Origin of the sequence: Rhizobium sp. SEMIA 4085 (assembly GCF_013004495.1) — a bacterium.
Classification (GTDB): domain Bacteria; phylum Pseudomonadota; class Alphaproteobacteria; order Rhizobiales; family Rhizobiaceae; genus Rhizobium; species Rhizobium gallicum.
Genome location: NZ_JABEPH010000268.1, coordinates 1 through 8,506 on the forward strand (window position 1 = coordinate 1; position 8,506 = coordinate 8,506).

Annotated in this window: 5 protein-coding genes and 1 pseudogene; 1 reads left to right on the forward strand and 5 read right to left on the reverse strand. The window is 58.9% G+C overall.

Annotation, left to right across the window (positions count from 1 at the left end):
• The 4 genes from C9413_RS22740 to C9413_RS22755 all read right to left on the reverse strand — a co-directional run.
• Window positions 1–494: gamma carbonic anhydrase family protein (locus C9413_RS22740; RefSeq protein ID WP_170250944.1), on the reverse strand; the 494-nt coding region annotated here is incomplete at its 3' end.
• A gap of 10 nt (window positions 495–504) precedes the next feature.
• Window positions 505–1,206 carry a fumarylacetoacetate hydrolase family protein gene (locus C9413_RS22745; RefSeq protein ID WP_039845128.1) on the reverse strand — a complete coding sequence of 234 codons (702 nt, stop codon included), beginning with the start codon at window positions 1,204–1,206 and terminating at the stop codon, window positions 505–507.
• A 75-nt stretch (window positions 1,207–1,281) separates the two neighbouring features.
• Window positions 1,282–3,234 (reverse strand): adenylate/guanylate cyclase domain-containing protein, encoded by a 1,953-nt coding sequence (locus tag C9413_RS22750; RefSeq protein WP_039846801.1) that lies wholly within the window; start codon window positions 3,232–3,234, stop codon window positions 1,282–1,284.
• A gap of 29 nt (window positions 3,235–3,263) precedes the next feature.
• Window positions 3,264–6,911 (reverse strand): FecR domain-containing protein, encoded by a 3,648-nt coding sequence (locus tag C9413_RS22755; protein ID WP_170250945.1) that lies wholly within the window; start codon window positions 6,909–6,911, stop codon window positions 3,264–3,266.
• 114 nt (window positions 6,912–7,025) lie between these two features.
• On the opposite strand from C9413_RS22755, the gene C9413_RS22760 reads away from it, so the two are divergent.
• Window positions 7,026–7,565, forward strand: a complete 540-nt coding sequence (locus tag C9413_RS22760; protein WP_039845127.1) for a Pycsar system effector family protein — start codon at window positions 7,026–7,028, stop codon at window positions 7,563–7,565.
• 510 nt (window positions 7,566–8,075) lie between these two features.
• Here C9413_RS22760 and C9413_RS33735 read toward each other — a convergent pair.
• A pseudogene (locus tag C9413_RS33735) lies at window positions 8,076–8,506 on the reverse strand (substrate-binding domain-containing protein); the annotation flags it as partial.

Below are 8,506 nucleotides of genomic sequence, written 5' to 3' on the forward strand. Positions count from 1 at the left end.
CAGTTGGCGACATATTTTTCCGCCGAGCGCCTAATCCCATCGATCGCCTTTTCATCGAGCGTCCGTATGGCGCGGGCAGGCGAACCGACGATCAGTGAAGCGTCCGGACATTCCTTGCCTTCCGTCACCAGGGCATTGGCGCCGACAAGGCAGTTGTTGCCGATCTTGGCGCCGTTCAAGACGGTTGCGCCCATACCGATCAGCGAATTGTTGCCGATCGTGCAGCCGTGGACGATCGCGTGATGACCGATGGTGCAGCCTTCGCCGATCGTCACCGGAAAGCCCGGATCGGTGTGCAGCATCGCGCCTTCCTGGATATTGGTGTTGTTGCCGACGGTGACCGGCTCGTTGTCGCCGCGAAGCACGGCGCCGAACCAGATGCCGACGCCTTCGCCAAGCTCCGTCTGCCCGATTACATGCGCGTCCGGCGCAATCCAGTAGAGCCCGCTCGGCGGAAGTTTCGGCGACAATCCTCCAAGCGCGTAAACGGGCATGGCAATCTCCTCAGGCGACGGTTACGGAAAGCGTCGCGATACCGTCGATGCCGCATTCGACGCGATCGCCTTTCTTGACGGCGCCGACACCGGCCGGCGTGCCGGTCATGATGACATCACCCGGCGCCAGGACGAAGAGCTTGGAGAGCTCAGCGATGATTTCCGACATCTTCCAGATCATCTGCTTCAGATCACCGTCTTGAACGCGCTTCCCGTTGTGGTCGAGCCAGATGCGGCCCGCGTCCGGATGGCCGAGGCGGCTTGCGGGCACGATTGCCGAAACCGGTGCCGAATATTCGAATGCCTTCGCAACTTCCCATGGACGGCCGAGCTTCTTTGCCTCGGCCTGCAGATCGCGGCGCGTGAAATCGATACCGACGGCGTAGCCATAGATGCAGTCAAGCGCGTTGCCGAGGGGAATGTTCCCGCCGCCTGATTTCAGCGCAATCACGCATTCTGCCTCGTAATGCACGTCATTCGAAAGAGACGGATAGGGAAACGGCGTGCCGGGAGGCAGCAGGTTGTCGGCGTTCTTCTGGAAGAAGAAGGGCGGCTCGCGGCTCGGGTCGTGCCCCATCTCGATCGCGTGGTCCGCATAGTTGCGCCCGACGCAATAGACGCGGCGCACCGGAAAGACGTCACTGCTGCCTTCGATGGGAAGCAGAACTGGCTGCGGAAGTGGGATAACGGTGGCGGGGCTTGTTGCGGACATTGAGATGCTCTTGCTGTTATCGAGTCCGGCGATCTTAAACGTAAAATCGCAAGCGGGGAAAGCGCAACGGGACGATTATCCTTCCGTGCCCGAGACATCGCTGCGAATGATCGCATAATAGGCCGCAAGTTCAGGGATCATCTGCGACAGCGTCTCGAATACGGGATCGTCCGGCGAAAGCTTGCAGGCATATTTCATTTCCACGAAGGTCTGGTGCGCCGCCAGCGCCGCGGCATCCGCGTGATGCAGCACCGTGAAAACCGGGGTGGGGAGCGTCTTGCCTTTGACGAGGACACGGTCGAGCTCGGCGACCGTATAGGTGCCCGCCACAAGCTTCGCAGTCTGCTCGCCGAGAAGCAGAGCGACGCCATAATTCTTCGAGGCTCCCTCCAGGCGCGAGGCGAGATTGACCGCGTCCCCGAGACAGGAATAGTCGAAACGCCTGTTCGAGCCCATGTTGCCCACAACGCACTCGCCGGTATTGATGCCGACGCCCATTTTCAGCGCATGCAGCGGCGTTCCGTTTATCCTGGCCTCTTTCTCGAGCTGCCTGTTCAGGCTCGCGATCGCTTCCTGCATCGCGAGCGAGGCGGCAACAGCATTTAGCGCATGATCCGCATCGTCGAGCGGTGCATTCCAGAACGCCATGATGCAGTCGCCCATATATTTGTCGATCGTCCCGGCGTGATCCATCACGACATCGGAAAGCGGTGTCAGCAGGCGGTTGATGAGGCTGGTAAGCTGCTCCGGATCGTCCTTCAGCGTCTCGGCAATCGTCGTGAAGCCCCGCACGTCCGAAAACAGGACCGAGAGCGTCCGCCGCTCGCCACCGAGCTTCAGCTGTGATGGATCCTCGGAAAGCCGTTTGACGAGATCGGGCGATATGTATTGCGAGAAGGCGAGGGTGACTTGCTTCTTCTTGCGTCGCTCTTCGGCAAAATCGAATGCCGCCTGGCCGAAGGCGACGGACACATAAGCCACAACCGGCCCCAGCGGTGAGACGAACAGATTGCCGAAGCGGATGCCGGCATAGCTCAGCGCCGCCGCCACGCCGATGAAGACAACTGTGGCGGCGAATGTCGGCCAGCCCGTGGATCTCCAGACGGTCGCAGCAGCGAGAATGGCGGCAATCAGGATGGCGAAGGCAACCACTGGAAGGCGCGCCAGCTCGATCGAATAGCGGTGCACGATATTGTCGTAGATCGTCGCCTGGATTTCGACGCCGGCGACCAGTCTGCCCGTATGGACCGTGTAAGGGGTTGCAAAAGCATCGGCACCGCCTTTTTCGATTTCCGGCGCATTCTGCAGGCTGAGTCCGACGAACACCACGCGGTCCTTGAAGAAATCCTTCGGCAGAAAGTTCTCTGGGTCCAGCGCCTGATAATAGGAAACCGTCGGATAACTGCGTGATGGTCCGAAAGACTGAATCAGTGCGTTGGCGGGCAGGCTCCCCGGTGCCTTCCCGGCTACCTGCGCAAGGGTTATGGCAAAGCCGTCCTGATAGGACGGGATGTTGCGGAAGACGCCGTCGCCGCCGAGGTCGATCGAGGCGATGCCGGTTCTCGCGCCGGCTTCTGTCAGTTGCGGCATAGGCGTGGCGCGGATCAACTGGTCGGCCTGCGGTGTCTGGATTAGCGTCTCGTCACCGGCAAGCACAATGTCCGGCCCGACCGCCGCCGTTATTGCCGCATCGTCCTCTCGCGAAGACTGTTCGGCCATAATGATATCGAGGCCGATCGCCTTGGCGCCCGCTGCGCGCAGCTGCCGGATCAGCCGGGCATGCAGGCTGCGCGGCCAGGGCCATTGCTCATTCATCTCCGCCAGTGACGGCTCGTCGATCGCAACGATCACCGGCGCATCGGCAGGCGGCAGCGGGTCGTCGACGGTCGATAGATAGTCGAAGCTCCGCAGTTCCAGCAGCGACCAGGCGGGCAGACGCGAGAGCAGCGAAATGGAAATCAGCGTCAAAAGCACTAGTACTGCCAGCCGCACCGGCCGGCCGCTGAACGGCCAGCCTGGTTGGCGCATTTTATGCCCGGTATCCGCGACCGCGATCATCAGAAGCGGATTTCAAGCGTGCCTTTGAACACGCGGCCCCAGCCGTTGAACCCTGAAGCGACCTCAAAATCCTCATCAAGCAGATTATAAGCTGCGGCTTCCAGCGCGAACCGTTTATCAAGTGGCTCCCAGACAAGATTTGCATCGAGCGTCCAGTAATCGTCAAGGATCTCATCGGATTGATCGCCGTGTCGTTCACCGACATAGTTGGCCGCAAGCGTAGCTTTCACATTGGCTTCGTTCACCCCCGTGAGGGCAATTTGTCCGGAGTGCTTTGGAAGGAATGGCAATTCTTGGCCATAACCGCCGCTTGACGGGTCGTTATCTTCGGAATCGCTAAGAGCGTATGTCGCAGCCAGGCCAAACCCATATCCCAATGCAATGTTTGCTGTAAACGAAGCACGATCTGCGCGCGCTTTGCGAGTGCCAAAGCTCTCCAGCGCAATGATGTTGTCGATTGAGAGATCGCGAAGTTCCTGATGCTGGAGGTCAACAGCTGTAAACAACCAGTCATTCCATTCAGCATCCCACCGAACAGTGAACGTATCAGCATACCCTGAAAGATCGATGCCGAATGTGTTAGGCTGCAGGCCAACGATGCCGACCGGGGCAAGGGTTGGCGTGGTGCTGTTCGTGCCTTGTCGCAAATAACCGGCTCGCAGCCAATGGCCCTCCGCCGGCGACCACGCGACTCCTATGCGGGGCTCGAGACGTTGAATATCTACCTCGTCGCCTTGGTAAAAGGTGCCGAAAAGCCCGTACTCCGCTTTCAAGTCGGGCGTTATCTCATGAAGGAGATCGATGTACACCTTGCCATAGCGTGTACCGGTATGTTCCTCCACCTCACCGAGAGGAACGCCAACCAATGAAACGCCCGTAGTCGTTTCTGTGTCGATCCATCCTCCTTCGACACCATAGCGCCAGGTCAGGTCATCCATTCCGTAGGTGTGATTTATCGCGCCAACGTAATTTTCCTGCTTAGTGTGTATCAGGCTTGAGAACAGACCGGGAATTAGTGGCGGAACCAGAATGTTTTGATCCATCGAAGAATCGATCGATGAATAGAAGAAAGCTGTATTTAAGACATTTCGATATCCGAACGTGTGGCTCAAGCCGACTCCGGCAATGGAAAATTTGTTATCCAGCCCATAGTAGAGGCCCGGCACCAGCGGCAGAAATGCTCTTGATGGAATGTCGAGATCGTATTTTGAATCTGAATGATTGACGAAAGCGACGATACGATCGTCCGGAGTCACCGAGGCCGTCACGTAGCCATTGCCGGCGACCAGCTTGGTATCGGTGTTTAAATCAAGTGTGCCGTTATTGTATCCGCGGGTCGTGTCCGAGGTCTTTTCCCATTGAAAATTTGCGAAAAAGCTGATGGGCCGGGGTTCGTTGGAAAAGCCCTGAATTTCAGCCTCACCCAACAATCCCGCATTTTCTTGGGTCAGCATTGTTCCGGCGCCAATCGAGCCTTCCAGGAAGGGCATGCGCGCGAGATTTGCCGACCGCGAACGACCTGAAAGCATATGGGGATCGAACAATAACCCTTGAATGAAGGATGAATAAGATGACGCATTTGCGGTGTTGGTGACCACGTTCCCGCCATAAAGAAATGAATTGGCGAGCGGGTTCACGCTTCCACGAAAAGTCTGGTCGAAATAGCCACTTCCCGAAAACGGATCGAAGACCGCATCCCCGTAATATTGGCCCCAGGCGTCCAAACCTTGGAGCCGAAAAGCCGCATTGAGCGTCGAGCCGCCGTTTTGGTTGGCTCCAAGCGAGGCGTAATATCCTCCCCGCGCGCGCGATCGCTTGAGGTATTCACGGGCACTCTTCATCGCGCCATCGGAGTCATAGTCGTCAATTGCAACGGCTGCGCGGAATGCCGCGACAGAAGGATCGTTCTTGTCCAGCCGATCGGCATTGTCGAGCGCCTGGCCGGAGGCTTCGCGGTTGCCATTCTCGTAGTAGCCGGCGGCGAGCATCAGCTGGGCCTGCGAATAGCCCGGGTTGGCAGTTGAGGAGGCGAGCAGGTCATCGACCGCCTTCTCCCTCTCGCCCATCTGCAGATAGTAGCGGCCGCGTGCCAAGATGGCGATGTTGAAGGCCGGGTCGGCGCCGAGCGCCAAATCGATCTCCCGCTTGGCCTCTTTCATGCGCGACTGGTCGAGATAGAGGATTGCGAGATTTGCATGGCCAACCGGATCGTCCGGATCGAGCTCGATGGACCTCTTGAGTGCGGCTTCCGCCTCACGCGTAGCACCGCGGGCATCTTGGAGCAGGCCGAGATCGTTCCAGGCCGTGGACGAGCCCGGCGCGACCTTGATCGCATTGTTCAGGTCCTCAAGTGCGCCATCGAGATTGCCTTCGTAATCGGCGCGCATGCGGGCGCGGGCCTGCAACGCATTGGGGTCGGTGGGGTCGATCGAGAGCGATCGATCGATCGCCTCCTTCATCTGGATGCGGTCGTTGATCAGCATCGCCAGCTGCGCGCGTAAGGCGGGCAGGGTGGAATCGTTCGGATATCGCACTTCCGCCTGCTTCATCGTCGCAATCGCGGCTGGGATATCCTCAAGGAACCCTGCCGTGTAGGCCTTCATCACGGCAGCATAGGGTCCCGTGATGTTTTCCGGCGGCTTTTCGGCATGATTCGGATCGCGCAGCGAACGCGAATAATAGCTGCCATAGGCCGCGATGCTCCGACGCTGCGGATCGAGCACCCGTTCGGCCCGCGAGAACAATCTTGCTGCCTCGTCGTATCGCATCTCGGCGCCGGCAATCAGGGCGTCGATCAGGTCGGCACGGGCGCGCTGGGCGGCGGAAAGCTTGAGCGTGCGCGCATTCACCAGCGATTCCAGCGCCTTCTGCCGGCCGTCAAGCGACAGTTGCACCTCGGCTAGCGTCAGCCAGTCCTCCGCATTTCTTGCCGCAGGTGCCTTGGCTTCGATGCGGCTGCGTTCGTCGCGCATCTTCTGCACCGGGAGGGGCGAGGCGGGCATGAAGGTGAAGCTGCCGCGCAGCGTCAGGTAAAACAGCATCTGCTCGCGGTCGTCCGGCGTAACGATGACGAGCTTTCGGGGCGCTTGGCCGATGGTGGCGACGGCTGCTTCACCCTGCGCGACCTCGACGCTGCCGTGCTCGTTCTTCAGCTCCACGCGGCCTTCCAGCACGATCAGGGAGGTCTGGTCGCCCTTGACCGTCAGCGTCCAGTCGGTGCCGCGGATGGCGGCTGCCGCGGCCGGTGTCTGAACGGTTAGGCCCGAGCCACCACGCTGAGCGCGGGCCCACATCGTACCGGATTGGAGGTTAAGGATCGTATCGCCCGCCGGTGCCATCTGTTTGACCTGCAGCGACGAATTTCGGCCGAGGCGTACCTGCGTGCGGTCCGCGAATAGGATTGCGAGCTGGCCGGTGGCATTGGTGCGCAGCACGTCGCCGCCCAACAGATCCTGGCGCAGATCGACATTCTGCCAGTTCGACAGGTCGACGAAGCGGACTTCCTCGCCGACCTTGCGGTCGATGACGGAGCCTGCGGCCGGTGCCGCGCGCTGCACAGGATCAGCGGCTGCCGGAAGCGCAAGATAAGACGCCGCCACAGTCAACACCGCAATGGTGGACGCGGAATTGAAAAACTTACCCCTCATGTCTAAAGCGTTTGTCGATATGAAGTTGAAAAGTCAAGCTGTGTTGTACGCGCGCTATTGCTTTGCCTGTGAAGTGTAATATCACGGAAACACTTTTGGGCTGGAGTTGAGAACGTGACGGATTTTGACAGTGCGGCAGAGCTTATGAGGAGTGGGCCTTCGACTGAGGATATCAGCGTAGAGTATTTTGATCATATAAAGAAAATTAACGATATATTCTACGACCAGATTAAGATTTCTGACCAGAAAGCCGCGTATATTTTTACTTTTATGCTCGCATTCTTGGTGAGCTCAAGCGATGTTCGCAGCGTCTTTACCTTGGAACGCTATGTAAACGGCTATCAGCAAAGCATGCTTTTCTCGGTATTGCTTGCCACGGCCTCGGTCTTTTCAATCATATCGGCCATCCTCGTAGTGCTGCCGCGCCACGTGAACAAGTCGACCTCCCTGTTCTGGGGCTCCTGGGGCAAGCACCGCCATCGCTTCTGGGATGCCGCGCAGCGGCGGGACGAGATCTATCTTTTCAACGAGTACCTGAACAATGCCGATATTCTCTCGGCCATCGCGCGTGGAAAGTACCGCTGCGTGACCTTCGCCTTCCGCGGGCTAATGGTGACCGTCATCGCCTATGTGCTCCTGCTCATTGCGGCCTAAGCGATGCAGCTGCGGCGCGAGCTGGCCTTGGGCCTATTCTTCGCTATGAGCCCTCGTCCCGCGCGAGCTAAGCTCATTATGCTCAGGTCAGGAGCAGCGGGGCGACAGCAAAAAGGCGGCAATATGTCTGTGATGGCAAGCGGCACCCAATGGCCCGTATTCGCCGTTGCGCCGATGATCGACGAGACTCGGAGCGACATGGCGGCGGAAGCCCATGGCTCTCCGTAAAATCAAATTAGGCTGCCCTGGCAATTCGCCGGAGCATCATAGAAACCCGTCGCCTGAGAGATCTTGAACTGGTCTTCACATTGGACATACATCTGAAGAGTTCACTCAGCCTGATCGTGATCGCGCACTGCGCGACTTGTCCATACGCGACGGACCTGACGGATGGACAAAGGGCGCTGATCGCACCGATGATTCCAAGGCCGAGCCTGGGAGGCGGCGACGTTTACTTCCAGCGTGCCGGTTTCTGCCGCACGACCTGCCACCATGTTTTCAATCAAGCTTTTAGCGGCGCTCGACGCCCTTTGCCACCAAGATGTCATCAACGGCTGACGACATCAGAAATTCCGACAGCTGCTTGGCAGCGTCTGCGTCTGTTGAATTGACGCTGATGCCAAACGTAACTTTGGAGTTCTGCCGGAAACCGCCCGACAAGTATGACCTCGGGTGCGGCTGCAATAATAGAAGTCACGGGAATGCCCCCAGCTCGGCTTCCCCACGGCCTACGGTCGACGCTGTCTGCCCTCCTGGTACGGCCACCAGCTTGGGCTTCACCTCATCCGCTATTCCCAAGCGTTCCAGCAAACCGTAGAAGTGGCCACCGCTGGTTCCTTCACTGGCGTAGGCGATTGATCTGGCCCTCTTCAGCGCATGTTCGTATGCCCCTACGGACCCATTGTTTCGCGGTCGACGGACTGCCGTGGCCACCACACCCA

Coding starts and splice junctions, on each gene's coding strand:
- C9413_RS22745 (WP_039845128.1), bottom strand. CDS start 1,206: ATGTCCGCAACAAGCCCCGCCACCGTTATCCCACTTCCGCAGCCAGTT.
- C9413_RS22750 (WP_039846801.1), bottom strand. CDS start 3,234: ATGCGCCAACCAGGCTGGCCGTTCAGCGGCCGGCCGGTGCGGCTGGCA.
- C9413_RS22755 (WP_170250945.1), bottom strand. CDS start 6,911: ATGAGGGGTAAGTTTTTCAATTCCGCGTCCACCATTGCGGTGTTGACT.